29 protein-coding genes are annotated in these 24,009 nt (G+C 33.0%); 13 read left to right on the plus strand and 16 right to left on the minus strand.

Annotated elements, in window-relative coordinates:
- Nucleotides 1–8: 8 nt before the first annotated feature.
- A complete protein-coding gene (locus ACIQ1E_RS05720) occupies nt 9–695 on the plus strand; it encodes a Crp/Fnr family transcriptional regulator (RefSeq protein WP_396169517.1) in 687 nt (228 codons plus the stop codon).
- A 53-nt stretch (nt 696–748) separates the two neighbouring features.
- Here the strand turns inward: ACIQ1E_RS05720 and mazG are convergent, their stop codons facing one another.
- The 5 genes from mazG to def all read right to left on the minus strand — a co-directional run bounded on the left by mazG (nt 749) and on the right by def (nt 3,366).
- Nucleotides 749–1,522 (minus strand): nucleoside triphosphate pyrophosphohydrolase, encoded by a 774-nt coding sequence (gene mazG, locus ACIQ1E_RS05725; RefSeq protein WP_396169519.1) that lies wholly within the window; start codon nt 1,520–1,522, stop codon nt 749–751.
- On the minus strand, nt 1,522–1,842 hold the full coding sequence (locus ACIQ1E_RS05730; protein WP_396169520.1) for a type II toxin-antitoxin system PemK/MazF family toxin: 321 nt from the start codon (nt 1,840–1,842) through the stop codon (nt 1,522–1,524). The genes mazG and ACIQ1E_RS05730 overlap by 1 nt, the downstream gene beginning before the upstream one ends.
- Nucleotides 1,836–2,087, minus strand: coding sequence for an AbrB/MazE/SpoVT family DNA-binding domain-containing protein (locus ACIQ1E_RS05735; RefSeq protein ID WP_396169522.1), 252 nt, complete (start codon nt 2,085–2,087; stop codon nt 1,836–1,838). Before ACIQ1E_RS05735 ends, ACIQ1E_RS05730 begins: the two co-directional genes overlap by 7 nt.
- 118 nt (nt 2,088–2,205) lie before the next feature.
- Nucleotides 2,206–2,706, minus strand: a complete 501-nt coding sequence (locus ACIQ1E_RS05740; protein ID WP_396169523.1) for a DUF5606 domain-containing protein — start codon at nt 2,704–2,706, stop codon at nt 2,206–2,208.
- Between the two features lie 72 nt (nt 2,707–2,778).
- On the minus strand, nt 2,779–3,366 hold the full coding sequence (def, locus tag ACIQ1E_RS05745; RefSeq protein WP_396169525.1) for a peptide deformylase: 588 nt from the start codon (nt 3,364–3,366) through the stop codon (nt 2,779–2,781).
- Between the two features lie 188 nt (nt 3,367–3,554).
- Between def and ACIQ1E_RS05750 the strand changes: the two genes are divergently transcribed.
- Nucleotides 3,555–5,771 (plus strand): FUSC family membrane protein, encoded by a 2,217-nt coding sequence (locus ACIQ1E_RS05750; RefSeq protein ID WP_396169527.1) that lies wholly within the window; start codon nt 3,555–3,557, stop codon nt 5,769–5,771.
- 16 nt (nt 5,772–5,787) lie between these two features.
- Here ACIQ1E_RS05750 and ruvX read toward each other — a convergent pair whose 3' ends face one another.
- Genes ruvX through ACIQ1E_RS05765 form a run of 3 tightly spaced genes read right to left on the minus strand, consistent with a single transcriptional unit; the run spans nt 5,788 to nt 6,709 of the window.
- Complete coding sequence (ruvX, locus tag ACIQ1E_RS05755; protein WP_396169529.1) at nt 5,788–6,204, minus strand: Holliday junction resolvase RuvX; 417 nt, start codon at nt 6,202–6,204, stop codon at nt 5,788–5,790.
- Nucleotides 6,205–6,486: a type II toxin-antitoxin system RelE/ParE family toxin gene (locus ACIQ1E_RS05760; protein ID WP_396169531.1), complete on the minus strand. Its 282-nt coding sequence runs from the start codon at nt 6,484–6,486 to the stop codon at nt 6,205–6,207. It abuts the gene before it with no gap.
- Nucleotides 6,476–6,709, minus strand: coding sequence for a hypothetical protein (locus tag ACIQ1E_RS05765; protein WP_396169533.1), 234 nt, complete (start codon nt 6,707–6,709; stop codon nt 6,476–6,478). The genes ACIQ1E_RS05760 and ACIQ1E_RS05765 overlap by 11 nt, the downstream gene beginning before the upstream one ends.
- A gap of 98 nt (nt 6,710–6,807) precedes the next feature.
- On the opposite strand from ACIQ1E_RS05765, the gene ACIQ1E_RS05770 reads away from it, so the two are divergent.
- On the plus strand, nt 6,808–7,623 hold the full coding sequence (locus ACIQ1E_RS05770) for a 2,3,4,5-tetrahydropyridine-2,6-dicarboxylate N-succinyltransferase (protein WP_396169535.1): 816 nt from the start codon (nt 6,808–6,810) through the stop codon (nt 7,621–7,623).
- Nucleotides 7,624–7,761: 138 nt separating this feature from the next.
- The gene (locus tag ACIQ1E_RS05775; RefSeq protein WP_396169536.1) at nt 7,762–8,823 is read left to right on the plus strand and encodes a glycosyltransferase family 9 protein; all 1,062 of its coding nucleotides are present in this window, start codon (nt 7,762–7,764) and stop codon (nt 8,821–8,823) included.
- A gap of 113 nt (nt 8,824–8,936) precedes the next feature.
- On the opposite strand, the gene ACIQ1E_RS05780 is transcribed toward ACIQ1E_RS05775, so the two are convergent.
- On the minus strand, nt 8,937–9,707 hold the full coding sequence (locus ACIQ1E_RS05780; protein ID WP_396169538.1) for a lipopolysaccharide kinase InaA family protein: 771 nt from the start codon (nt 9,705–9,707) through the stop codon (nt 8,937–8,939).
- A 26-nt stretch (nt 9,708–9,733) separates the two neighbouring features.
- On the minus strand, nt 9,734–10,516 hold the full coding sequence (locus tag ACIQ1E_RS05785; RefSeq protein WP_396169540.1) for a DUF5672 family protein: 783 nt from the start codon (nt 10,514–10,516) through the stop codon (nt 9,734–9,736).
- Nucleotides 10,517–10,775: 259 nt separating this feature from the next.
- Here ACIQ1E_RS05785 and ACIQ1E_RS05790 point away from each other — a divergent pair, with 259 nt between their 5' ends.
- From ACIQ1E_RS05790 to ACIQ1E_RS05820, 7 genes are all read left to right on the plus strand, one after another.
- Nucleotides 10,776–11,750, plus strand: coding sequence for a glycosyltransferase family 4 protein (locus ACIQ1E_RS05790; protein ID WP_396169542.1), 975 nt, complete (start codon nt 10,776–10,778; stop codon nt 11,748–11,750).
- Between the two features lie 82 nt (nt 11,751–11,832).
- Complete coding sequence (locus tag ACIQ1E_RS05795) at nt 11,833–13,020, plus strand: glycosyltransferase (protein ID WP_396169544.1); 1,188 nt, start codon at nt 11,833–11,835, stop codon at nt 13,018–13,020.
- Between the two features lie 53 nt (nt 13,021–13,073).
- Nucleotides 13,074–15,116, plus strand: a complete 2,043-nt coding sequence (locus ACIQ1E_RS05800) for a glycosyltransferase (protein ID WP_396169546.1) — start codon at nt 13,074–13,076, stop codon at nt 15,114–15,116.
- Nucleotides 15,117–15,149: 33 nt separating this feature from the next.
- Complete coding sequence (locus tag ACIQ1E_RS05805; RefSeq protein WP_396169547.1) at nt 15,150–15,716, plus strand: L-threonylcarbamoyladenylate synthase; 567 nt, start codon at nt 15,150–15,152, stop codon at nt 15,714–15,716.
- Between the two features lie 88 nt (nt 15,717–15,804).
- Complete coding sequence (locus ACIQ1E_RS05810) at nt 15,805–17,226, plus strand: CCA tRNA nucleotidyltransferase (RefSeq protein WP_396169549.1); 1,422 nt, start codon at nt 15,805–15,807, stop codon at nt 17,224–17,226.
- Nucleotides 17,227–17,275: 49 nt separating this feature from the next.
- Nucleotides 17,276–18,298: a COX15/CtaA family protein gene (locus ACIQ1E_RS05815; RefSeq protein WP_396169551.1), complete on the plus strand. Its 1,023-nt coding sequence runs from the start codon at nt 17,276–17,278 to the stop codon at nt 18,296–18,298.
- Between the two features lie 82 nt (nt 18,299–18,380).
- Nucleotides 18,381–19,154: a CDP-alcohol phosphatidyltransferase family protein gene (locus tag ACIQ1E_RS05820; RefSeq protein ID WP_396169553.1), complete on the plus strand. Its 774-nt coding sequence runs from the start codon at nt 18,381–18,383 to the stop codon at nt 19,152–19,154.
- Between the two features lie 94 nt (nt 19,155–19,248).
- Here the strand turns inward: ACIQ1E_RS05820 and ACIQ1E_RS05825 are convergent, their stop codons facing one another.
- The 6 genes from ACIQ1E_RS05825 to ACIQ1E_RS05850 all read right to left on the minus strand — a co-directional run bounded on the left by ACIQ1E_RS05825 (nt 19,249) and on the right by ACIQ1E_RS05850 (nt 23,198).
- Entirely contained in the window at nt 19,249–20,007 is a 759-nt protein-coding gene (locus ACIQ1E_RS05825; RefSeq protein WP_396169555.1) for a LytR/AlgR family response regulator transcription factor, read from the minus strand.
- 87 nt (nt 20,008–20,094) lie between these two features.
- Nucleotides 20,095–20,445 (minus strand): 2TM domain-containing protein, encoded by a 351-nt coding sequence (locus ACIQ1E_RS05830; RefSeq protein WP_396169556.1) that lies wholly within the window; start codon nt 20,443–20,445, stop codon nt 20,095–20,097.
- A gap of 15 nt (nt 20,446–20,460) precedes the next feature.
- Nucleotides 20,461–20,766: a 2TM domain-containing protein gene (locus ACIQ1E_RS05835; RefSeq protein WP_396169558.1), complete on the minus strand. Its 306-nt coding sequence runs from the start codon at nt 20,764–20,766 to the stop codon at nt 20,461–20,463.
- A gap of 2 nt (nt 20,767–20,768) precedes the next feature.
- Nucleotides 20,769–22,109 carry a histidine kinase gene (locus ACIQ1E_RS05840; RefSeq protein WP_396169560.1) on the minus strand — a complete coding sequence of 447 codons (1,341 nt, stop codon included), beginning with the start codon at nt 22,107–22,109 and terminating at the stop codon, nt 20,769–20,771.
- A gap of 31 nt (nt 22,110–22,140) precedes the next feature.
- The gene (locus ACIQ1E_RS05845) at nt 22,141–22,761 is read right to left on the minus strand and encodes a hypothetical protein (protein WP_396169562.1); all 621 of its coding nucleotides are present in this window, start codon (nt 22,759–22,761) and stop codon (nt 22,141–22,143) included.
- 23 nt (nt 22,762–22,784) lie between these two features.
- Nucleotides 22,785–23,198, minus strand: coding sequence for a DUF2141 domain-containing protein (locus tag ACIQ1E_RS05850; protein ID WP_396169563.1), 414 nt, complete (start codon nt 23,196–23,198; stop codon nt 22,785–22,787).
- A 151-nt stretch (nt 23,199–23,349) separates the two neighbouring features.
- Here ACIQ1E_RS05850 and ACIQ1E_RS05855 point away from each other — a divergent pair, with 151 nt between their 5' ends.
- Both ACIQ1E_RS05855 and ACIQ1E_RS05860 read left to right on the plus strand, forming a co-directional pair.
- Entirely contained in the window at nt 23,350–23,592 is a 243-nt protein-coding gene (locus ACIQ1E_RS05855) for a hypothetical protein (RefSeq protein WP_396169565.1), read from the plus strand.
- Complete coding sequence (locus tag ACIQ1E_RS05860; protein WP_396169567.1) at nt 23,585–23,881, plus strand: type II toxin-antitoxin system RelE/ParE family toxin; 297 nt, start codon at nt 23,585–23,587, stop codon at nt 23,879–23,881. Before ACIQ1E_RS05855 ends, ACIQ1E_RS05860 begins: the two co-directional genes overlap by 8 nt.
- Nucleotides 23,882–24,009: the final 128 nt, after the last annotated feature.

A 24,009-nucleotide genomic window follows, 5' to 3' on the forward strand; every position in this document is an offset into this window, starting at 1 on the left:
TTTCTGATATGGGTAAATGTGAACAGTGTATTGTTAGAGAATTTAGCTCTTTAAAAGCGCTAAATAAGGACGAACTTATCAAACTCGCCGAGTGCAAAACATCCTATACTATAAAAAAAGGAAGCCCTATCTTTGAAGAAGGAGATCTTGTAAATGGCATCTACTGTGTTACTACTGGTGCTTGTAAATTGTCGAAATTAAGCCCGAACGGTAAAGACCAAATCATAAAATTAGTAAAAGCAGGTGAATTATTAGGGCAACGATCTATGATCAGTGATGAACCTGCAAATCTAAGCGCGGTGGCACTTGAAGACATGGAAGTTTGTTTTATCCCTAAAGCCGAAGTAATTAATATGTTCGATAAGAACAATCAGTTTTCGATGAATATGATGAAAACGATTTGTGGTGATTTGAAAGAAGCCAGTGAACATATGATTTCTATTTCTCAAAAAACAGTAAAAGAACGTTTGGCAGAAACCCTCGTTTATCTTGAAGAAACTTTTGGCAAAAACGATGATGGTTCTTTACGAATTCAGCTATCACGCGAAGAATTGGCAGGAATGATTGGAACTGCCACCGAAAGTTGTATTCGATTATTGTCTGATTTCAACAAAACTGGGTTGATTGGATTGATAGGTAAAAAAATAGTCATCAAAGATCTCGCAAAACTCAAGAAAATTGCAGACATCGTATAATTATTAATCTTCGCTCATAAGTAAATTTCATACTCTTTAACCTCCAAAGTGTGTTACATTTTTTTGGCCTCCTCCCAAAAAACGTCCATCTCAGCTAAGGTCATTTCCATCAAAGGCTTACCTAATTCTCCCGCTTTGCTTTCCAAATACTGAAATCTTTTGATGAATTTTTTGTTGGTTCGCTCCAAAGCGTCTTCGGGATTGATATTCAAAAATCGAGCGTAGTTGATCATCGAAAACAATACATCACCAAATTCAGATTCCATTTTATCTTGATTTCCTGCTTCAACCTCAACCTGAAGTTCTTGTAATTCCTCTTGGACTTTATCCCAAACCTGATGTGGTTCTTCCCAATCGAAGCCAACTCCCTTGACTTTGTCCTGAATTCGACTGGCTTTGACCAAAGCAGGCAAACTTCGTGGAACACCTTCGAGAACTGATTTTTTTCCCTCTTTGAGTTTGAGTTTTTCCCAGTTTTGCTTTACTTCTTCTTCATCTTTTACCACAACATCGCTGTAAATATGCGGATGCCGGTGTATAAGCTTTTCGCAAATTTCATTACACACATCAGCCATATCAAAATTATTGGTTTCACTGCCGATTTTGGCATAAAACACAATATGCAGTAACAAATCGCCTAATTCTTTTTTGACCTCATTCAAATCATTGTCTAAAATAGCATCTCCCAATTCGTAGGTTTCTTCAATCGTCAAATGACGTAACGTTTGGATTGTTTGCTTTTTGTCCCAAGGACATTTTTCTCGCAAATCGTCCATAATATTCAATAAACGTTCGAAAGCTTGTAGCTGGTTTTGTTTGGAGTTCATTAGTTTACTAAATATTCTTTTAATAGATTTTTTACTTTTTCAACATCGTTTTTTCCGAGTGCCGCAATTTTAATTTTCAATCTCATTTTATCAATACATCGAATTTGATCCAAACAAATTTGACCGTTTTTGTTTTCTAAAACGATTCCTAGTCTCATTGGAAAGTTTCTAATTTTAGAAGTAATTGGAGCTATCAAAACGGTGTTCAAAAACTGATTTGACTCGTCAGGTGAAATCACTAGACAAGGTCTTACTTTATTGATTTCACTTCCTAATGTTGGATCAAGAGCAACCCAATACATTTCATATTGTTTTACCATTGCCAATCATTTTCTTGTTCATCATCAAAAAAATCAGGAATCAACGAATTGGGTTGCCCGTTTTTATCAATTTCCATTTTTATCAATTCTTCCCATCCTTCACGGACTTTTTTGGAGGGACTAATTACCAATTTTCCTTCGTTAATTTCTAAATTTACGATACTTTTAAAACCCGCAATTTTTAGCAATTTTGAAGGAATAATTATCCCCTTTGAATTTCCTATTGTAATAATGTTTGTTTCCATAACTCATAAAAATAAGAACAAAGTTATAACAATATATTTAGATTGTATGTTTTTAAATAAAAAAAAACCTGTCAGGAAAACATCGTGACAGGATTAAAATATATTATAAGAAAGTAAATTACGCTTTCTTTGCTTTTGCTTTTTTGGATGGAGCTTTCTCTACAGGAGCTATTTCGGCAACAACTTCTTCAACAACGCTTTCTTTAATTTCCTCGACGTTCTCAATTTTAGGCTCTTCTTTAGAAACCATTCCTTTGGATTGAAGCAAGTTATACCAATTCAACACTTTTTTAATATCAGATGGATACACTCGTTCTGAATCGTATTCTGGTAGAATCTCAGCAAAATAAGCCACTAGTGTAGCATTGTCTTCTTTATGTGAAATGGCTGGCCCTTCGTTTTCCTTGATGGCGATGCTACGCATAACTTCAGTCAATGGCTTCTCTTGGTTTATGGTGTAAATCGAAATCTCTGACAACAAACTCACGTTTACCTTCAAGCTAACCGATATTTTTTTTCCATCTACTAAAGATTCTGCCAAAAAACCAGTACGCGTTTGAACTTTCAATGCATATAAGCCTGGCTTTCCTGAAATTGATAATATTTTTTCTAAATTCATTTTTTTATAAATTATATTTTTTATTTATTTCTTGAGAAACTGAAAACTGCTACTGCAAACTGATAACTTCGCTTATCTTCCCTTTTTGTTGCAAAATTTCATACGATAATCTGGTCTAGCTTTGCCATCCATTATGTTTTGCAATTTCTTTTTAACCAATTGTCTTTTCAATGTCGAAATCAAATCAGTAAACAAGATTCCTTCGTTATGGTCGTATTCGTGCTGAATGACGCGTGCAATAAGACCATCAAAAACTTCAGTTTTTAAATTAAAATCTTCGTCGCAGTATTCAACGGTAATTCTTTCGTGACGATAAACATCTTCGCGCACATCCGGAATACTAAGGCAGCCTTCGTTAAAACTCCATATTTCGCCTTCTTCTTTCAACATTTTGGCGTTGATAAAAGTTCTTTTGAAACCACTTAATTGTTTTTGTTCTTCGGTTGGTAAATCCTCATCATCGCTAAATGGTGTGGTATCAATAACAAAAAGGCGAATGTTCAGGCCTACTTGTTGTGCGGCAAGACCAACACCGAATGCATTATACATCGTTTCATACATATTTGCAATAGTTTCTTTCAAGTTCGGATATTCTGGAGTAATCTCCTCTCCTACTTTTCTTAAAACTGGATCGCCATATCCTACAATTGGTAAAATCATTAACTTAAAATTAAATATTATCTACTGCAAATTCAAAATCTTCTAGTAAAATTTCAGTGCGCAAAAATAGTAAAAAAAAATGCATTCAATATATCATTGGTAAATAATTAAATTTGATTTAGAAATGCAAACTCTAAATCATTATTTAAACAACTCAATTATTACCTTTGCGAGTAACCACCCAAGTTATGATTCCAAAAATAAAAGAGTTTACTATTGGCAATAACCTCTACAATGCGCTCAAAGTTGCGCTATCCGCTGTTATTCCAGTTTTTGTTTGCTCCTACCTAGGGCACCTAGAAGTCGGAATAACCATCGCTCTTGGTGCTTTTTTTACTTTTCCAAGTGATACACCCAGTAACTTAAAACATAAGATAAACGGATTACTGGCGACTATTATAATTATTACTATAGTCAACATAATAATCAATGTTACTTACCCTTATCCGTTGCTATTTTACCCCATTTTTACTGTTCTCGTCTTTGGACTTTCTATGTTGTCTGTATATGGTCATCGTGCAACGATGGTCGCCTTTTCATCATTAATGATTCTTTGCATTTCTTTTGCTCACATTCATTCTGGTCTAGGAATACTAATACATTCAGGTCTGCTCCTGTCTGGAGGTTTGTTTTATTTTTTGATTTCAATTCTTTTTTATTACATCAATCCCCATCGCTATACCGAGTTACAAATTGTTGAATGCATTAATTTGACTTCGAAATATTTGAAATTAAGAGGCGATTTATGGGAATTGCATTCCGACCGAAAAGAAATCACCCGAAAGCAATTACTCCTTCAAGTCGAATTGAATACGATTCACGAAAATTTAAGAGAAGTCCTTGTCCGAAATAGAACAGATTATGGTTCTTCGAGCCAAAATAGAAAAATGCTCCTTGCATTAATGTCCTTGGTAGAAATTATGGAATTAGCGATATCTACTTCTTTTGATCACAATAAGCTGCATCAGAAATTTGATGACTATCCTAAAGTTTTGATTACGTATCAAAATTTAGCTTATACATTGGCTAAAAATCTGAAATCATTATCCAAAAAAATCAAAAAAAGAAAGCGATTTATTCAAAAAAACACTTTGACTGAAAAATTGTTTGCTTTTGAATTTGCAATAGCTGATTACAAAAGTAATCTGCGTGAAAACGAAGATTCAGAAGGGGTACATATGCTCACTACAATGTTGCATTATGCTGAAAAACAAGTTGAAAAAATTAAAACACTTGAAAATGCATATACCTCGACTGTAAAACTAAAAGATCTTAATGGTAGAGAAAAAGAAATCGAAAAACTTGCTATTACTCCCTATTATCCAATCAGTACTTTAACTGAAAATTTCAGTTTTTCATCACTAGAATTTAGGCATTCCCTGAGAATCACAACCACATTAATGATAGGATTAGTTATTGGAAAAGTGCTACCTTTTGAAAATGTATATTGGATATTATTGACCATCGTGGTAATAATGCGTCCTGGTTATGGTCTAACCAAAGAAAGGACATTCAACCGTTTTATAGGAACTCTTATTGGAGCAATAATAGGTTTTGCGATTTTATCAATAGAACCAAGTAGGTCAATTCTAATTGTGCTAACAATAGTGTTTATGATTATGGGATTGACTTATAACCCTTCTAACTATAAAATTGGCAGTGCTTATATAACTGTATACGTTATATTTCTTTTTGCAGTTTTGCATCCTAGCGATGGCAATATTATTATGTATCGCGTTTTAGATACTTTGGTTGGAGCCATTTTAGCAATTTTGGCCAATCACTTTTTTTGGCCCTATTGGGAATCATTAAACACGAACGAAAATATAAAAAATTCAATCGAAGCCAATCGAAATTATCTACTGCAGATTTCCATTTTATACAATGAAAAAAAAGGAATTACTGAAAATTATAGATGGGCAAGAAATCAGTCCTTTATTGAAATTGGAAATCTTATGGCCTCTTTTCAAAGAACGCTTCAAGAACCCAAATCGAAGCAAGTATACCTTCAACAAGTATATAAATTTAGTGTCATAAACAATGCTATGCTATCCGCTGCGGCTTCCTTAGGAACTTTTATCCAATCTCATAAAACTACAAAAGCATCCGCATCCTTTAATACAGTTTTTGACAAAATCATTAAAAATTTAGACCAATCCATTTTGCTTCTGCAGGATGAAAATATAGACACTGCTATCGAAATGGACGACCAAACCAACGAAAGTTTTAACGAATTAAAAAAAATACGAGAGAAGGAATTATCGGAAGGTGCAGATACTAACAGTGAATCTTTTATGAATAAAATGCGTGAAGCTCAATTGGTACTAGAACAGTTGATCTGGCTTACCAACTTGTCGGAGAACATCTTAAAAACGACAAAATCCTTGTTGAAATCTCAAGAATAATTGAATTAAAAAAAAATTAAAACATTTTTCTCGTCAAATAATCCTGAAGCATAATGGTGGCCGATATTTCGTCAATCAGTGCTTTGTTTTGTCGCTGTTTCTTATTCATCCCGTTATCAATCATCGACTGAAAAGCCATTTTTGAAGTAAATCGTTCGTCTACGCGAATGACTTTCATCTCTGGAAAATGATTGGTAAAATGTGTCACAAATCCTTTGATAATAGATGCGCTTTCGGATGGTTCTCCGTTCATTTGTTTGGGTTCGCCAATGAGGACTGCTTCTACCTTTTCTTTGGAAAAATAATCTTTCAAAAAAGAGATTGCTGTAGCCGATGGAATGGTCGTCAATCCTGAAGCGATAATTTGCAGTTCATCAGTAACGGCTATTCCGGTGCGTTTTTGTCCGTAATCTATGGCGAGAATTCTTGGCATTTATAAAGAGTCTTTATATTTTATGAAACCAAAGACATAAACTATTTTTTTTTCAATATCCACCTCGTAAACAACTACATATCCTTTAAAAACATAATCCCTTATATTTTCATTATCAAAATATCTTGATTTCTTGAAATGAAATGGTTGTTTTAAGTCTTTTTTTATATTTTTAAGTAAATCATTCTTAAATTTTCTTGCAGCCTGAGGTTTGTCCGCAGCAATATAATCAACTTGATTATTTAATTTAGACATAAACCGTTCCGAAATATTAATTTTCATATTTAGAAATAGTTTCTTCTAGAATTGCATCAACTTCATCTATTGAATACATTTTCTCAGTACCGCTTTTCAGTTTAGCATAAGCAATATCCAATTCTCTTTTATTTTCGATGAAATTTTCATCTTCTTGAACTATTTTCAATTCATCCGAAGAGAACGAACTCAATAATTCCAAAATTTTGGCTTTGATGTTGGGTTGAAATTCTAATCTGATAGTTTCCATACTGAATCGATTTAAAGTACAAATATATAACATTTTCAATCAGATTTGACTTTTTGCTTTTGGCTAAAAATTCTATCTTTGCTCAAAATTATATTAAAATGAACGAATTACAATCCCTTATAGAACAAGCTTGGGAAAACCGTGCTTTGTTGCAAGAAACAAAAACTACTGATGCCATTAGATCAGTTATCGAATTATTAGATGCAGGAAAATTACGTGTTGCCGAGCCTGTTGGCGAAGGTTGGCAAGTAAACGAATGGATAAAAAAAGCTGTTGTTTTGTATTTCCCAATCCAAAAAATGGAAACATTAGAGGCTGGAATCTTCGAATACCACGACAAAATGTTGCTTAAAAGAGATTATGCTGACAAAGGAGTTCGCGTGGTTCCTGGAGCCTCTGCCCGTTATGGAGCTTTTCTTGCTAGTGGCGTAATTATGATGCCAAGTTATGTAAACATTGGTGCTTATGTCGATTCTGGAACAATGGTAGATACTTGGGCAACTGTTGGAAGCTGTGCTCAAATTGGCAAGGATGTTCACTTGAGTGGTGGAGTTGGAATTGGCGGCGTTTTGGAACCATTACAAGCTGCGCCGGTAATTATTGAAGACGGCGCATTTATTGGTTCTCGTTGTATTATTGTTGAAGGCGTTCACGTGGGAAAAGAAGCTGTTCTTGGAGCGAATGTATGCTTGACTGCTTCCACAAAAATTATTGATGTAACCGGAGAAACTCCTGTCGAAAGAAAGGGATTTGTTCCGGCTCGTTCGGTGGTAATTCCTGGAAGTTATACTAAAAAGTTTGCCGCTGGAGATTACCAAGTGCCTTGCGCCTTGATTATCGGTACTCGTAAACCATCTACCGATTTGAAAACATCGTTGAATAATGCTTTAAGAGAGTATGATGTAGCAGTATAAATTTCAAATTCCAATATTTTAAAATTCCAAATTCCAATAATTATTTATTGGGATTTGGAATTTTTATTTTAAACTAGACAAGAATATTGATTTTTTTTGCTTCAATTTGTATAGTTAAAAATTGACTCCTTTTTCGAAATGAAAATACTAGTTATACAACAAAAAATGATTGGCGATGTGCTGGTAAGTAGCGTCATTTGCAACAATTTACGCAAAGCCTATCCCGATGCCCAAATCGATTATTTGGTTTACGAATCAACCGTACCTGTATTAGAAGGAAATCCTAATATTGACAATGTGCTTTTATTTCAAGAAAAACACCGCAAAAGCAAAAGAGAATTCTTGAATTTGGCACTCGAAATTCGCTCTTTTAAATACGATTTACTAATAGATGCTTATTCTAAATTAGAAAGTTGGCTCATTGTTTTATTGAGCGGAGCCAAAAGAAAAATTTCCTATAAAAAACCCGGGCGCACTTTTTTATATACCGACAATGTCCCTTTTGCTGAATTTCCAAAAACCAATTTGGGATTGGCCATCGAAAGACGACTTTCGTTATTAGAACCGCTTAATTTGAAAATTGAAGTGGATACTTTTCCAAAATTATTTGTTAGCGATAAAGAAGATCAAGAAGCTATTGCCCTTTTCGAATACCATCAACTTAAAAAAGATCGAAAAACGGTAATGATTAGCCTTTTGGGAAGCGAAAAACTAAAAACATATCCATTGGAATATATGGCAAAAGTGGTCGATTGCATTGCCGATAATCAAGAAGTAAACATTCTTTTCAATTATTTCCCTAAGCAAATCAAGGAGGCCAAAATTGTTTTTGATGCTTGTAAACCTTCCACTCAAGAAAAAATCTATTTTGATTTATTGGGCAATGATTTGCGTTCCTTTATCGCCATAATGAACCATTGCGATTTGATTATTGGTAACGATGGCGGAGCTATCAATATGGCAAAAGCATTAGAAAAACCCTCTTTTATTATTTTTTCGCCTTGGATTGAAAAGAAAATTTGGGCTACTCTAGAAGATGGTGTGCATCATATTTCGGTACATTTGAATGATTTCAAACCAGCATTATTGGCTGCGAAAACAGAGAAAGAACTCAAAAAAAATGCGCTTTCGTTGTATCAAGAATTTGAACCCGAATTATTCAAAGATAAAATGGATTTGTTTTTGAAACAGAATCTTTAATAAAATTATTAAGAAATTAAGGTTCATTAAGATTAAAAACTTAATTTTCTTAATGCCTTAATGGTTTAAAAATTATATTTTTTTTGGTCGCTTAGCGGATAGCCAAAATAAAATTAAGACTTCCAGAATTTCAGTTTCTTTTTCAAACGTCTTTTTTTAGCAAAACGAACTTGAAAATCATTGGTGTAAAACCACATTTTTTCTAAAATTTCGGCTTCCGTTTGAGCCTTATATAACTTAGCATATTCATTACTCATTACGGCAATCATTTCCTTTTTTGGAGTCAAACGACTGAGGTTTTTCATTCTAGAATCGAAATCCATCGTTTCGTGAAATTCCATTCGGTTTAAATCAACTAAGAAGAAATCATAATTTCCTTCGGCATTTTTTTGAATCAAAGTATTACCTGGGGAATGGTCTAAAAACTCGATTCCTTTTTCGTGTAACTCGAAAGAAAATTGGGTAAATTGTCTCAAAATAGTCTCGTGATCTGGAAAATCTGGAATTTGAACCAATTCTCTATATGTCAAATCACATTCAAGATGCTCGCTCACATAATAGCTATCCTTGAGTCCAATGAAATCGTAATTTTCAAAATAAGCTATGGGTTGTGGTGTACCAATCCCTTTTTCCAACAAAGAGGTAGCATATTCAAAAGAGCGTCTTGCTTTGGATTTTCTGAAATATTTATAGGCAATTTTATTAATGAAATGCGGAACTTTGAAGGATTTAATGTTGATGGTTCTGCCTTCTAATTCAAATAATTTGATTTTATTTCGTTGGCCGTCGCCAAAAAGAATTCCTTTGGAATTGAAATTTTTTATAAAGGAAAGCACTTCTTTAGCATCGAGAACAGTTTTAGAAAACATAAATTTAATTGTCATTTCTGTATTTATTTTACAAAATTATTCTAATACTTGTCTAAAATAGCTTTCCAAAAACCGATCACCTTAGGCTTATTGATTCCGTGGCAGCCAAAAGGCAATCCATATTCAATTAACTTAAAAGCGAGTTTAGGTTTTCTATCTATAGCAAAGTGCAACGCTTCTTTGTAATCTGGAATCTTGAAGAAAGGATTAAATTCTTTGGCTTTCAATGACCAAAAAACATCTTCAATAGCATATATTTTTTTTTCTTTGTCACTTAAAAAATCGAAAATAAACTCCTTATTTTTCTTTGCAATAGTATAATGAGAACTCGTTCTTCGCAATGAAAAGCCTCCATTTCCAACTTTAAAAAAAGTTTGTTCACGATCATTTTTTTCTTTTGACCTAAATCCCCTCGCGATTGAATGAGAAACCTTCGCGAAAAATGTATTTTTCGGACTTGTAATCCAGGGCGCACCAATATAATCGTACCCTTTTTGACACCATTCAATCAATTCATCTTTGAATACAAAAGCATCCAATTGATAAATTAATATATACTCTGAATCTAAAAATCTTTCATAAAATAATGACGACAATAATAATTCATTATACCCTTGAATGTTTGTAAAATAGCGCGCTGAAAAACTTTCAACTCTTATATTTTTATACTTTTTAGTAATATATGAATGGTCTAAACCCTCAGGTTGAACCAAAACGATTTCGTAATTATGAAGAACTTTGATGCATTGCAAAAAAGATTTTTCTTCAAGCTCTCCAAAATAGGATTTATAAATAGGAATCAGTATTTTTACTGCTTTTGTCATATCTGTTTATTGAATCTATATTCAATTTGTATTTGAGTTGCCTTCTAAAGACCTTTTTTCAAAAGATAATTTGATAAATAAAGACAAAGATAGAATTATTACATTTGTAAACAATAACATCATTTCTTTACACCAATTGAAACGAGTTTTATTTTATAAGAAAAAATACTGATTTATGACCAAAATCAACATCATTTTACCCGCTCTTCCCAAATATCCTGTAGGAGGTTTCAAGGTCTTGTTTGAATATGCAAACAAAATGGCTGAAGATTCTAATGATGTCTGCATTTATTATCCTAAAAGACTTAAACCAGAAAAAATCAGAAAAGGTGTTTTTTTTAAGTTTGTATTTGAAATTACGAAATATTTGAAAATTAAATACCCTTTTGCAAGAAGATGGTTTAATCTTGATGAAAAAGTTAAAGAGAATTTCATATACACACTAGAAGAGAAATACATTCGTGATTCTGATGTAACGATTGCTACTTCTTGGGAAACCGCAGAATGGGTAGGACATTATTCTAAAAACAAAGGAAAAAAACTGTATTTAATTCAAGGTTACGAAACCTGGTCAGGAACTAAGGAAAGAGTTATTGAAACATTGAAATTACCTTTACAAAAAATTGCAATTGCAAATTGGCTACAAGAACTAGTAACTGAAGTTGGAGAAGAATGTACAATAATCAGAAATGGTTTAGACCATATTACATTTGGTATTGATGTTAGAATAGAGGATCGAAATCCACTGAAAATATCAATGATGTATCATAAATTAGAATTGAAAGGTTCCATTATTGGCATTGAAGCTTTAAAAATTGCAAAAAAAACAATCCCAAACCTAGATGTTGATTTTTTTAGTGTTCTAAAAAGAAATGAAAACATACCAGATTGGATAAATTTTCACACGAAACCAAAAAATTTAAGAAAGCTATATAATGATTCGAGTATTTTTATTACACCTAGTCTTGCTGAGGGTTGGGGATTGCCTAGAGCAGAAGCAATGCTATGTGGCTGTGCTACAATAATAACCGACATAAAAGGACACTCCGATTATGGTGCAAATGGTCAAGATTACTTGATGGTAAATCCAAATGATGCTGATGACTTGGCCCAATCTATTATAAAACTAGTTAATGACCATGAGTTAAGATATAAAATATCTAAATCTGGCTCTGAACTAGTAAAAAAATTCACCTGGGAAAACTCATATGATCAACTAAAAAAGCTGTTTTAGTACTGTAAAAGTCAAAAAAAAAAAAAAAATGATTTGAAGTAGTCACTTTCAATAAATCATAAAAAAATAGAAATAAAAATAAATGAGTTTATTCAAAAACATAAAAGAATATTTCAAAAAGAAAAATGTTTTAAAGCATCAGTTGGAACATTCTATTCCTAATTTTGAGAACTACAACCCTTCTAATAAAACTATTGTTTTCATTTGTAGAAATATGCCTACTCCTGATAAAGATTCAGGTTCCAACCGACTTAAAGAAATAATTATTTCATTCCAAGAACTCGGTTTTAACTGTGTAATATGCTCGAAAAACGCCTATAGAACAGACGAATACATGAGCTATTTCAGTACTTTAGGAATTATAACATATGTTGAAAGCAATCAATTCGAAAATTATTTTGCTTTTTTGAAATCGATTCCAAAAGTGGATTATGTTTGGTTCAATGGCCCCAATGAATTAAAGAAAAATTTAAAAAAAATCAATTATAATCTTCCATCATCTAAAACCATTTATGATATGGTCGATATTCATTTTTTGCGATATCAAAGAGCCATTGCACTCGATCCAACGCGAATTTCTCTCAGAAAAAAATACCTAAAATACCTTGAAATCGAAACAAAATTTTCAAAACAAGTAGATTATGTTATTGCCATTTCTGAAATCGAAAAAGAGATAATGTCGCAATATGTCAATTCAAATAAGATAATTACGATATCGAATATACATTATCCAAAAATTAAAAAAGAAGAATGTTTCACATTCGAAAATAGGAAAGATTTACTTTTAACTGGTTCGACCCATGCCCCCAATATAGACTCGATTCATTACCTGTATAACGAAATTATGCCACTAGTTTGGAAAAAATTACCAGATGTTAAAGTAATAATTATTGGGAATGTAATTGATAAAATTGGCGATATCCAAGATTCGAATTTTATTTTTAAAGGGTATGTTCCAGATATTGAACCTTTTTTCATCAGTTCCAAGATGATGATTGCTCCATTACGCTTTGGTGCGGGAGTAAAAGGTAAAATTGGTCAAGCTTTTGAATATTATTTGCCCGTAGTAACAACTTCAATAGGTGCCGAAGGAATGAATTTGACCAATAGGAAAAATGTATTGATTGAAGATTCTAGTGAAGGGTTTGCTTCTGCCATTGTAGAATTGTATACCAACAAGGAATTATGGCAAAAACTTCAAAATCAATCCGAAAAAAACTTGGAACCTTTTTCTAGAGAGAGAGTAAAAAATGTGATTGGACAAATGTAATATATAAAGTATATTAGCAAATCACTAAAAAAACAAAAATCACAAACTGAATAATGCAATTATCACGAAAAATAAAATATTATTTTAGAAAACGTAGAAAAATTAATATTCTTGAAAAAACCTATTTAAATTCAAATATTAGGACGGTTTTTGATATCGAGAAAAACAAACTCGATTTTAATCCCTCTACAAATCCTAAAGTAACAATAATTATCCCATTTTACAATCAACTAGATTACACCTGGAATTGTCTAAACCATCTTCATACCCATTTAACAGACAAAATTAGTTATGAGATACTATTGATTGATGACAATAGTTCAGAAAATTGCAATCTTAGCGAAATAACTGGCATAAGAGTAATAAAAAATACTGAAAACAAGGGATTCTTAAAGAATATAAATATTGGTATAAAATCATCTTTAGGCGAATATATTTATATTTTAAATAATGATACTGAAGTTCAAAAAGGTTTTTTAGAAGAGCTTTTTTATGTTTTTGAAAGTTTTCCAAATGTTGGAGCAGTAGGATCAAAACTCATAAACGCAGATGGTTCACTACAAGAAGCAGGATCTGTATTTATGAAAGATTGTACTATACATCAAATTGTAAGAAAAAAAGAAGTTTATTATCCGCAGGTCAACTATATCTATAAAGTAGATTATTGTTCTGGATGTAGTTTATTATTTAAAAAACATAAAGATAACGGTGATTTAAATTTATTTGACGAATACTTTGCACCTGCTTATTTCGAAGAAACAGATTTTTGCTTCCAAATAAAACACCTTCAAAATAAAGAAGTTTATTATACCCCATTTTCCGTAGTATTACATTTTAACGGCGTGACTTATAATGCACCTAAAAATATTGATACCGCTAAAATTAAACAAAAAGAAGAGCTATTCAAACTTAATCTAGAAAAATTTAAGAATAAATGGCAACCACAAATTAATGCCATTCAAGCAACCTCGGTTGAAACAAGAATTGAAGAAATTTACCATAACAAAGAAGTTGTTTTTTTCTGTAGTATAATTCCAGAACACGACCAAGATTCAGGTTCTAACAGATTCAAAGAAATAATTCAAGCATTTATCAGAATAGGATATAGCGTATCATTAATAAAAAAGAAAACTTTTCTCAATGATAATCAATATATAGAGTTTTTTCAAAGACTTGGAGTCAACGTTTACTATGAGCATCATAAATCCATTGATATTGAAAAATATCTAAAAAAGAATAATGCCAACGCAACAATTGCTTGGTTTTATAATCCAGATGTTTTTTTAGAATATTATAAAGTAGCTAAAAAATGCTTAAAAAAAGCAAGATTAGTTTATGATATGGTCGACATCCATCATCTGAGATATGAAAGAGCCCTCGAATTAGATCCCAAAAACATTACATTCAAAAAAAAATATACCCAATACAAAAAATTAGAAACAATTTCGGCCAAAGAGGCTGATTTAGTAGTCACTATTTCAGACTTCGAAAAAAAGTACATGAATCAATTCTGTGATGAAAAAAAGATGATTACAATCTCTAACATTCACGACATAAAGATACAAAAAGAAAAAACTTTACCCTTTGAAGAGAGAAAAGATATTCTCTTTATTGGCTCTAACCATACCCCTAACATTGATGCTTTATATTATTTATACAATGAAATAATGCCAATAGTATGGAAAGAAATACCAGATTTAATAGTAAACATTATTGGAAATGTAAACAAAGAAATAACTGATATTAGCGATCCTAAATTTATATTTAAAGGATATGTTCCCAATATTGAAGAATATTTCTTAGCAAATAAATTTATGATTGCACCTTTACGGTATGGCGCTGGAGTCAAAGGCAAAATTGGACAAGCCTTTGAATATCATCTTCCCTTAGTAACATCTCCAATAGGTTCAGAAGGAATGCATTTGGTGCACAAAAAAAATGCTCTAATTGCAGATTCAAATGAAGAATTTGCGGCAGCTATAATTGAGTTATATACCAATAAACAACTATGGATTGAATTGCAAAACAATTCAGAACAAAGTTTAAAACCTTTCTCTAAAGAAGTGTTAGAGCAAACTCTTTCTCTTTTTAATTAAACTGAATAGCCACTAAAAAAGTTATTAAAGACAATGGACATCAACCAAGAAATCCACAATGCATACGAAGTCATAAAACAAGGCGGAATCATATTGTACCCAACCGATACCGTTTGGGGAATAGGTTGCGATGCTACGAATCCTGAAGCTGTTGCCAAAGTATACAAACTCAAACAAAGAGCTGAAAATCAATCGATGATTGTACTGATGAACGGCGATAAAATGATGTACAATGTTTTCAAAGACATTCCAGAAGTGGCTTGGCAAATTATAGATTTATCCGAAAAACCAACCACCTTGATTTTGGACAAACCACGAAATGTAGCCGCCAATCTAATTGCCACCGATAATACGCTAGGGATCCGGATTGTCAAAGAACCGTTTTGCTTCAAATTGATGGAAAAAATGAAAAAACCATTGGTTTCCACTTCAGCAAATATCTCTGGACAACCCACTCCTATCGCCTTCAAAGATATTAGCCCCGAAATTATAAAAGGTGTGGACTATGTTGTAAATTTGCATCGCGAAAAAATTGCAGGAAAACCTTCTACAATTATAAAATTGACGAGCGATTCGCAGGTGAAAGTGATTCGAAAATAGTAATCAGTACACAGTTTTAAGTGTTCAGTAAATAGAATTCAGATTGCAGTTTACAGTTTTAAACTACTTTAAACTTTAAACAAAAATAATGAACTACAAATCAGCCTTAAATAATAAAATATTCGAAGTCATTTCTCAAGCTTCACAAGAACTCCAGCTCGAAAGTTACGTGATTGGAGGCTTCGTGAGAGATTTACTACTAGAACGAGACTTCAAAAAAGATATCGATATCGTCGCCGTTGGCAGCGGAATAGAATTAGCTTTAAAAGTTTCGGAATTATTGCCTAAAAAACCAAAAGTTCAAGTTTTCAAAACTTATGGAACGGCAATGTTGCGTTTTGAAGATACTGAAATCGAATTTGTAGGCGCTCGTACAGAATCATACAATCTCGATAGCAGAAACCCTGTTGTAGAAAACGGAACCTTGGAAGACGATCAAAACCGGCGTGATTTCACCATCAACGCCCTTGCTTTATCATTAAATACCGATAATTTTGGAGAATTATCCGATCCTTTCAACGGATTGGAAGATTTGAAAAACAAAATCATCAGAACGCCATTAGATCCAGACATCACTTTTTCTGATGATCCGTTACGAATGCTGAGAGGAATTCGATTCGCCACCCAATTGGGCTTTGAAATTGAAGAAAAATCTTTTAATTCCATTACCAAAAACGCAGAACGAATCAAAATTATTTCTGGTGAACGTATTGTCGATGAATTGAATAAAATCCTTTCGACTGACAAACCATCGGTTGGCTTTTTATTGTTGTATAAAACGGGACTTTTAGACATCATTTTGCCGGAGTTGACGGCTTTGAACCAAGTCGAAGAAATCGAAGGTCAAACCCATAAAAATAATTTTTATCATACCCTCGAAGTAGTAGACAACATTTGCCCTAACACGGATGACGTTTGGCTACGTTGGTCAGCATTATTGCACGATATTGGCAAAGCACCAACCAAACGTTTCAATAAAAAGCAAGGTTGGACTTTTCACGGTCACGAATTTTTGGGCGGAAAAATGGCAAAAAAAATCTTCGAAAGATTAAGAATGCCCTTGAACCACAAAATGAAATTTGTTCAAAAAATGGTAATAATGAGTTCACGTCCCATCGTGCTTTCACAAGATTTGGTTACTGATTCTGCCGTACGTCGTTTGGTTTTTGATGCCGGCGAAGATGTCGAAAGTTTAATGACTTTGTGTGAAGCTGACATCACCACCAAAAATCCAACTAAATTCAAAAAATACCATCACAATTTCGAGCTAGTTCGCAAGAAAATCGTTGAAGTCGAAGAACGGGATCAGGTCCGTAATTTCCAACCTCCTATTTCTGGCGAAGAGATTATGGCGATTTTCAATTTACAACCTTCTCGTGAAATCGGCGTATTAAAAGAAGCTGTGAAAGAAGCTATTTTAGAAGGAGAAATCCCAAACGAATACCAAGCAGCTTATGATTTTGTGTTAAAAAGAGGTGCGAAATTAGGGCTAAAGATTAACGACTGTTGAATCAAAAATTAATTGTATTTGAAATACTTTTGCATAAAGAATTTAATCAATGAAAAACGCAAATAAATCCGTTATAATCTGGCTACTTTCAGGCTGCATTTTAGTATTTATAATGGTCGTAGTAGGTGGAATTACTCGCTTGACCAACTCAGGACTTTCGATGACTGACTGGCATTTAGTAACCGACACATTTCCTCCGATGACCGAAGAAAAATGGTCGCAAGCATTTGAGGAATACAAGAAATTCCCCGAGTATCAAAAAATCAATATTCATAACGATTTTACCCTTTCAGACTATAAATTCATTTATTTTTGGGAATGGTTTCACCGATTTATAGGTAGGATAATCGGATTGGTTTTCATTATTCCTTTTGTCTATTTTTTAATTAAGAAAAAAATTGACAGACCTACTCTCAACAAATGCTTTGTTCTTTTGGGAATGGGAGCTTTACAAGGTTTTTTCGGTTGGTTTATGGTACGAAGCGGTTTAGTTGACAATCCAGATGTAAGTCACTTTAGACTATCATTACACCTGACTTTTGCCTTCTTAACTTTTGCGTACACACTTTGGGTCGCTCTGGATTTGATATATCCAAATCGTCAGCAAGCCTTTCTTCCTCTGCGAAAAATTGCACGATTTACACTGGTTTTCCTGCTATTACAAATTATTTATGGCGGCTTCGTTGCGGGACTAAATGCTGGATTAATTCACAATCACTGGCCATTGATGAGCGACGGACAATTCATTCACGAAAGTGTGATGCTGGAAAAAGACAGTTGGATACTTCGACTTACCGAAGGTAAAAGTGGGGTTCAATTTGTGCACCGTACCTTAGCCTATGTAGTAGTGGGATTGATTTTACTATTGGCCTTCAAAAGCCATAAATTTGATTTAAGCAAACAGCAAAAACAAGGCATAAACGCCTTAGTAATTATTGTATTTGTACAATTTGTCCTTGGAGTGTTTACGTTGCTTTATAGCGTTCCATTGTGGTTAGGATTGACTCATCAAGTAGTTGCTTTCTTTTTACTGACCGCAATGACATTTACGTTACATCGATTATCGAAATAATACATAGCCACCACTATAAAGTGTGGCAATTCAAAATAATACCTGACTATATTGTCGCATCCTTTTTGTTTAACATTAAAAAATGTCCAAACTTGCAAACGAAGATAAATTTCTAGATTTGTCGGATTACGGAAGACCCTTTGCAAAATTCTTTGCTAACCGATTAAAAAATACCAAAATTACACCAATTCACGTAACACTCCTTTTTGGTTTTTCGGGTTTAATTGCCCTCTTTTGCATCTTTCAACATCACTATTTATTAGCTGGATTTTTCATCATTTTGAAGGCGATTATTGACGCCGTTGATGGTGAGTTGGCAAGGGTAAAAAACACCCCATCTTATGTTGGACGATACCTCGATAGTGTATTCGACATCGTCTTGAATTTTTTGTTTTTTATGGCTATTTTTTACGTCTCGAACGCTTCAATTTGGATGACAATTTCGGCGTTTTTTTGCATCCAATTACAAGGAACTTTATACAATTACTATTATGTAATTTTAAGAAATAAATCGGCGGGTGGAGATACCACTAGCAAGATTTTTGAAGATAAATCGCCAGTTGCTTTGCCCAGAGAAACTCAAAAATCGGTCGATATAATGTTTCGAATCTACACGATTGTGTATGGTGTTTTCGATGAAATTATTCACGCTTTAGACAGCGATGCTTACAAAGTAAATTCGTTTCCAAATTGGTTTATGACCTTCGTTTCGATTTACGGATTGGGTTTTCAATTGTTGATTATGGCCTTGATGTTAGCTCTAAATTTGATCGATTCTATCATTCCGTTTTTTGTCATATACACTTTCTTCCTTTTTGTAATGATTGCCATTAGAAAGCACTATTTTAAGAGCTAAAACCACAATAGATTAAATCTATATCACACATATAAATAACTAAACACCAGTATTTTTAAGCTAATTTATATTACTATTTAATTTAATTAAAAAATCAACAAATCCAAGCCTTGAAATCAGCTACTTTTTCGCGACTAACAATCACTTCATCGTCCTTAAAGGTTGGCAAAATTACCTTCAATCGAGAATTACTGTGCACTACAATCTCCTTTATTGACTTCATTGGAACAATAAATTTTCGGCTAATTCTATAAAATTGCTTAGCATCTAATTCTTGTTCTAAAACCTCCAAAGTCGATTCGATTAGATAATTTCTATTATCGAAAGTATGGATATACGTCCCTTTATTCTCGCTAAAAAAACATTCGATTTCATCAATAGAAATCACCTTGAGATGCTGCCCTATTTTGACTGTAAATCGAGTTTTGAAATTTTTATCGAAAGGATTGGATAACATTTTTTTGATGGTTTCAAAGTCTAAATTCAGCGTTGGATTTTGACCAGGAAAACGGATTTTAAATTTAGAAATTGCCACTTCTAAATCATCTTCGTCGATGGGTTTCAGAAGGTAATCAATGGAGTTTAATTTGAATGCTTTTAACGCATATTCGTCATACGCTGTAGTAAAAATTACAGCACTTTTTATATCCGCTTTTTCGAAGATTTCAAACGACAAACCATCCGATAATTGAATGTCTAAAAAGATCAAATCGGGATGCTCATTTTTAGAAAACCATTCAATAGATTCCTCGACCGAATGAAGCATCACACTTACTGAAATATTGAGTTTTTCTAATTTACGTTGCAGCAATCTTGCTGCTGGTTTTTCGTCTTCGATTATTATTGTTGTCATTTGTAAGTTGGAGGTTAGAGGTGGGAAGTTAGAAGTTAGAAGTGTCTTGTAGCTGATCACTAGAAAACTGATCTCTGAACACTTTCCCTACTCCCATTTTTCGTTTTTGTCTTTTTCCATAAATTCTTTAATTTTTCTTTCTTCCCAGTCAGCACCAAAAAATAGATCTCTACCAAAAACTGACAGTCCGTGCGCTAACAAACCAATTCCCCAAAAGAAAGCAGTTGAATAGGTTCCCCATTTGAAAAAAACTTCAGTACCCATCTCACTGCTATTGACTGACGATATAATTATAAATGCATTTACAAGCACAAAAACCAGCGCGTGAATATAAAATCCTTTGATTCTTTTTACCCTTTTATAGGCCAATTCATATCGATCATCTGGATTGAAATTTCCAGCTTGGTATTCGTCAAACATTCGTCTCGATCTTCTCATAACTTTACAATTTAATTATTTCCAAGTATTTTTGGTTTGTTCCTCTTTTTCAATAAATTCTTTTATTTTTTTCTCTTCCCAATCCTTGCTAAAAAAAGGCATATAATTGAACACTTTCATCCCGTGAAAAACCACCCCAATTCCCCACCATAACAAGGGCCATAAAAACCATAAATATTGTGGCGACGTAACCAAGTTAATCACTAAAAGTCCAGCATTAACGACGATAAAAGCTATTAAATTCCCATAAAAGCCTTTAATATCTTCTACTCTCTTGCGTGCATTATAATAGCGCTCTTCTTCTGTATATTGCTTTTCCATGACTATTTCCAGGTTTGTTTGTTATCTTCTTTATTTAATATTTCTTGAATTTTTCTTTCTTCCCAATTCGCTCCATAACCAAAGGTTTGAAAAGCGTGCATCGTTAATCCGAACCCCCAACCTGCTGCTGAAAACCAAAACCAGTGAAATTGTGGGGAATAGGTAAGATTTACAAAAATTAAAACCGGGATGACACAGCAATAAGAAATCAGGTTCCCATAAAACCCTTTGAGTTGTTCTACTCTCTTTTTTGCTCTAAAATAAGCTGTATTTTCACTATAACTTGATGTTGTTTCCATAATGCTAATTTGTTTTGTTAAAATTGGTATTTTGACTGTAAACGTTTGTTCATTTTGTTCAATCAATACTTTTCTATTGGTAATAATGCTGTAGCGGTTAATGATGTTCTGAAGACCAACTCCTCGTCTATCCTGCAACACTTCTTTCTTTTGATAATCATTTTGTATGACTAAATAATCACCCTCTATAAAAATCCGAATCTTTAAAGGTTTTTGCTCGCTAACTACATTATGTTTTACTGTATTTTCTAATAAAAGCTGCAAGGAAAGCGGAACTACTTTGGCTTCTGGATTAGGAATTCCTTCAGGTAGTTCGTAAAACAAACTGTTCTCGAAACGCATTTTCAATAAATTCATATAGGTTTTAGCGAATGCCAATTCCTCTTCTACTGATACCAATTCCTTGTCTTTTTGTTCCAAAACGTAACGATATATTTTAGACAAGGACGTGGTAAATCGTTGTGCATTTTCAGGATTTTCTTCGATCAAGGAGCTCAAAACATTCAGGCTATTGAAAAGAAAATGTGGATCTATTTGGTTTTTCAGGCTTTCAAACTTAGCATTTGCAGTACCTGCGATGATTTTTTGTTCTTTTACTTTATTGTCTTGGTAACTTCTATAGAGATATACAAAATGCGTAATCAACAATACTATAAAAGTAAAAATTGAAGCGACAAGGTAATCTGATGGAGTTTCATTAGCAATAAAAACGGCAAAAGATTGATTATTTATAACTGTGTTTATAAAAATTCTGAGTAAAAAAATGACAAACAATGATAAAAAAAACGAAGAGGTAAAACCAACAAGTATTCTTCTTATTGAAAATCGTTCATTGACAAAAATCTTATCTAATTGTATGAACAAAAAGGCATTAGCTATATGCAAGGAAACGCTGTACAGCATCGTATACATAAACATTAATCTGAGCCTTTCATTAAAGGAAAAAGTTCCGCCATTGACCACCTCTATGAAATTGAGCAATCCAAAAATGACAATTCCAATTACAATTGCTCTAGGGAATTCTCTGAAATAAACATTTTTCATTGTTCGACTTATTTAATGCTCCGCAACTATTTTATTTACATTTTTTTTGAGCTTCTAAAGCTCTTTCCAATCCCCATTTTGGCGAAAAGGGCGTTTCTGGTTTAAAAGTAGCAAAAAGACCGATAGCTTTATCAATTTGCGCGCAGATTGGCTTCGTATCGGTGCCCCAAAATTGTGCTGCACCAATTTCAAACTCCGCTTTTCCGAAAACAGCTCTTGGGTTCTCAGGTGCAATTGCCTGGGCTTTACCATACAATTCCATAACTTTTCCTGACAATTTTTGGCCATTGATCATTGGATCGAAAGTAATCCAAGCCGTGTGAATCATCGCTTGCATAATGATAAGCTCTGCATTGTTTGGAGTTTTTATCAATTCAACATCTAAGGCGTTTTGCGCTTTTGTCAACAATAAATTAATCTGTTCCTTATCTTTTGTTTGAAATGCCGTTGTAGTGTTTACTAGAGCAACATAATAATTGGGCAGCCAAGATGTTGGCTCTGCCAAAGCAATTCTTTCGAACATAGCCGATGCTTCAGTGTTTTTCCCTTCTCCCCAAAGCTGGAAGGCTTTCCCCATTCCTTGCTCAAATTTACCTTGAGCTGAGACTACAATCATTGTAAAAAAAGCGATAGTTGTGATAATTTTCTTCATTTTAATAGATTTTAGATAGTTGGTTAATCGTTGAATTTGACATCAATTTTCAAGTCTTTACTCAAGTCGAATTTGGCATCTTCATATTTTGGAGGTCCCATTTTACCTTTAGCATTATTAGAACAGGCAACATCTTCCTTTGGAATACCTAAAAAATTGGTGTCCAATTTGCCGTTATTGTTAGCATCGTGGTAGGCCGAAACACCATATTTCCCTTTTGGAATATTAGAAAAAGTAACTGTTGCACTATTCGATTTAATCTCAGAAGAAGTTCCCTTAAAAGCTTTTTTGAGAAATGTACCCTCAGAGTTAAACAATCCAACTTGAACAACTCCAGTATTGTTTTTCAATCCAGAGATTTTTACAGTTAAGTCAACGTTTTGAGCAGAAATTAAACTGCTGATAAATAATACTATTGAAATGATAATTTTTGTCATAATTCCTTATTTTTAAATTGATTACTAATTCTTGAACAAATATAAAACGGTTAAAATGGTTTTGAAACTTAAATCAACTGAATTGTTGATTTTTGAGGATGAATTGTATTGGGCGTAATTTTTTTTTGTAAATTTGAACAAACTAATACTTATGAGCACTGCTGAATTAAAACTGAAACTATTCCGAGAAATTGACACACTTGAAAAGTCAAAATTAGAACAGATTTATGGCATAGTTCTCAATTTCATCAATAAGGAAAATGACACTGAAGAGTGGAACGCCCTTACTTCAACTCAGCAAGAAGGCATACAAGATGCTATTGATGAGATGAATATTAGTAATGGACTAGATCATAACGAACTGATAGAAAAATACGCAAACAAGTATGCTTAAGCCAATAAAATGGTCTTCCTACGCAGACGATGATTTTTCCAAACTCCTAGAATACCTCGACAAAAGATGGAGTAAAAAGGTCTGTTTAAAATTTATTAACAAGCTGGATTTTTGTATTAATCTTATTCATAAAAATCCGAATCAATTTCCTTATATAAACAAAGAATTTCAAATAAGAAAGTGTGTCGTAACCAAACAGAACACAATTTTTTATAGAGAAACCAGTACAAGAATAGAAATTTTAAGATTGTATGACTCACGTCAAAATCCTGAAACTTTAAAATTCTAACTAGTCATTCCTTAAAAACAAATTAACAATCTGATTGTTAATAACTTATGATAAAATAATATTAAAAAAGGCTCTGTTAAATTGCCAAAAAGTGTATATTTCGGTATAAAAAAGTGGCAATATGTTAG

This window comes from Flavobacterium sp. (genome assembly GCF_044348915.1).
GTDB lineage: Bacteria > Bacteroidota > Bacteroidia > Flavobacteriales > Flavobacteriaceae > Flavobacterium.

What these genes read in the sequence shown, in the direction of transcription:
- ACIQ1E_RS05720 (WP_396169517.1), top strand. Translation starts at nt 9, where the DNA reads ATGGGTAAATGTGAACAGTGTATTGTTAGAGAATTTAGCTCTTTAAAA.
- mazG (WP_396169519.1), bottom strand. Translation starts at nt 1,522, where the DNA reads ATGAACTCCAAACAAAACCAGCTACAAGCTTTCGAACGTTTATTGAAT.
- ACIQ1E_RS05730 (WP_396169520.1), bottom strand. Translation starts at nt 1,842, where the DNA reads ATGGTAAAACAATATGAAATGTATTGGGTTGCTCTTGATCCAACATTA.
- ACIQ1E_RS05735 (WP_396169522.1), bottom strand. Translation starts at nt 2,087, where the DNA reads ATGGAAACAAACATTATTACAATAGGAAATTCAAAGGGGATAATTATT.
- ACIQ1E_RS05740 (WP_396169523.1), bottom strand. Translation starts at nt 2,706, where the DNA reads ATGAATTTAGAAAAAATATTATCAATTTCAGGAAAGCCAGGCTTATAT.
- def (WP_396169525.1), bottom strand. Translation starts at nt 3,366, where the DNA reads ATGATTTTACCAATTGTAGGATATGGCGATCCAGTTTTAAGAAAAGTA.
- ACIQ1E_RS05750 (WP_396169527.1), top strand. Translation starts at nt 3,555, where the DNA reads ATGATTCCAAAAATAAAAGAGTTTACTATTGGCAATAACCTCTACAAT.
- ruvX (WP_396169529.1), bottom strand. Translation starts at nt 6,204, where the DNA reads ATGCCAAGAATTCTCGCCATAGATTACGGACAAAAACGCACCGGAATA.
- ACIQ1E_RS05760 (WP_396169531.1), bottom strand. Translation starts at nt 6,486, where the DNA reads ATGAAAATTAATATTTCGGAACGGTTTATGTCTAAATTAAATAATCAA.
- ACIQ1E_RS05765 (WP_396169533.1), bottom strand. Translation starts at nt 6,709, where the DNA reads ATGGAAACTATCAGATTAGAATTTCAACCCAACATCAAAGCCAAAATT.
- ACIQ1E_RS05770 (WP_396169535.1), top strand. Translation starts at nt 6,808, where the DNA reads ATGAACGAATTACAATCCCTTATAGAACAAGCTTGGGAAAACCGTGCT.
- ACIQ1E_RS05775 (WP_396169536.1), top strand. Translation starts at nt 7,762, where the DNA reads ATGAAAATACTAGTTATACAACAAAAAATGATTGGCGATGTGCTGGTA.
- ACIQ1E_RS05780 (WP_396169538.1), bottom strand. Translation starts at nt 9,707, where the DNA reads ATGACAATTAAATTTATGTTTTCTAAAACTGTTCTCGATGCTAAAGAA.
- ACIQ1E_RS05785 (WP_396169540.1), bottom strand. Translation starts at nt 10,516, where the DNA reads ATGACAAAAGCAGTAAAAATACTGATTCCTATTTATAAATCCTATTTT.
- ACIQ1E_RS05790 (WP_396169542.1), top strand. Translation starts at nt 10,776, where the DNA reads ATGGCTGAAGATTCTAATGATGTCTGCATTTATTATCCTAAAAGACTT.
- ACIQ1E_RS05795 (WP_396169544.1), top strand. Translation starts at nt 11,833, where the DNA reads ATGAGTTTATTCAAAAACATAAAAGAATATTTCAAAAAGAAAAATGTT.
- ACIQ1E_RS05800 (WP_396169546.1), top strand. Translation starts at nt 13,074, where the DNA reads ATGCAATTATCACGAAAAATAAAATATTATTTTAGAAAACGTAGAAAA.
- ACIQ1E_RS05805 (WP_396169547.1), top strand. Translation starts at nt 15,150, where the DNA reads ATGGACATCAACCAAGAAATCCACAATGCATACGAAGTCATAAAACAA.
- ACIQ1E_RS05810 (WP_396169549.1), top strand. Translation starts at nt 15,805, where the DNA reads ATGAACTACAAATCAGCCTTAAATAATAAAATATTCGAAGTCATTTCT.
- ACIQ1E_RS05815 (WP_396169551.1), top strand. Translation starts at nt 17,276, where the DNA reads ATGAAAAACGCAAATAAATCCGTTATAATCTGGCTACTTTCAGGCTGC.
- ACIQ1E_RS05820 (WP_396169553.1), top strand. Translation starts at nt 18,381, where the DNA reads ATGTCCAAACTTGCAAACGAAGATAAATTTCTAGATTTGTCGGATTAC.
- ACIQ1E_RS05825 (WP_396169555.1), bottom strand. Translation starts at nt 20,007, where the DNA reads ATGACAACAATAATAATCGAAGACGAAAAACCAGCAGCAAGATTGCTG.
- ACIQ1E_RS05830 (WP_396169556.1), bottom strand. Translation starts at nt 20,445, where the DNA reads ATGAGAAGATCGAGACGAATGTTTGACGAATACCAAGCTGGAAATTTC.
- ACIQ1E_RS05835 (WP_396169558.1), bottom strand. Translation starts at nt 20,766, where the DNA reads ATGGAAAAGCAATATACAGAAGAAGAGCGCTATTATAATGCACGCAAG.
- ACIQ1E_RS05840 (WP_396169560.1), bottom strand. Translation starts at nt 22,109, where the DNA reads ATGAAAAATGTTTATTTCAGAGAATTCCCTAGAGCAATTGTAATTGGA.
- ACIQ1E_RS05845 (WP_396169562.1), bottom strand. Translation starts at nt 22,761, where the DNA reads ATGAAGAAAATTATCACAACTATCGCTTTTTTTACAATGATTGTAGTC.
- ACIQ1E_RS05850 (WP_396169563.1), bottom strand. Translation starts at nt 23,198, where the DNA reads ATGACAAAAATTATCATTTCAATAGTATTATTTATCAGCAGTTTAATT.
- ACIQ1E_RS05855 (WP_396169565.1), top strand. Translation starts at nt 23,350, where the DNA reads ATGAGCACTGCTGAATTAAAACTGAAACTATTCCGAGAAATTGACACA.
- ACIQ1E_RS05860 (WP_396169567.1), top strand. Translation starts at nt 23,585, where the DNA reads ATGCTTAAGCCAATAAAATGGTCTTCCTACGCAGACGATGATTTTTCC.